The sequence below is a fragment of the Neisseria sp. P0021.S007 genome (assembly GCF_051956855.1).
In genome coordinates this window covers 1-565 of record NZ_JBQCXA010000930.1, presented here as the reverse complement: position 1 = coordinate 565, position 565 = coordinate 1, and the positions used below count along the sequence as shown (strand labels likewise).

The 565-nt window shown below is 52.0% G+C and carries 1 pseudogene; it reads right to left on the bottom strand.

The annotated features are described in order from the left end of the window. Window positions 1-565: pseudogene (locus ACTHUR_RS16795) on the bottom strand (CAP domain-containing protein); the annotation flags it as partial.

Genomic DNA, 565 nt, shown 5'->3' with positions numbered 1-565 from the left:
CATTTTGACCGGAGGCGATTGTTCTGAGAACGCGATGCTGACCGGATTGCCGGTCATTTCATAATGCGGCATAGGGTCGGGACGTTCGCCGTGGAAAACCGGCGAAGCGAAGTTGCCTTGCGGATAGGTGATGTAAGGCCGGAGTTTGCGGTTGAAAATTTCATCCGCATAAACAATGGCATGACCATGACAGGCATCTTGGTAAAACGAACGGCTGAGGTCGGATAGGGGGCGGTTTTTTTGGCAGAGGCTGTTGAATCTGCTGTCGCCCTGATTGATGCTCAATGCGATTTGTTTGCCTTGCGATTCAAACGCCGCACCGGCCTCGTCGATATTTTGATCGAGTAAGGAGAGACGGTGGTAAATCGCCGTCATCAAGTTGTCCAGCTGATGTTGGGCAGGAAGGTGGTCGTTGATTTTTTCGTTTGGCGGATGCTGGTCGGTGCTGACGTTTTCGTGTACGCCTTTATAGGCATAACTGGCTCTGCGCGTGCGGTCTGATGGGCGTGGACCTGTATAAAAGGGATTGCGTGTATTGTGTTCGTCATGTCCGTCGTCAGGGTTT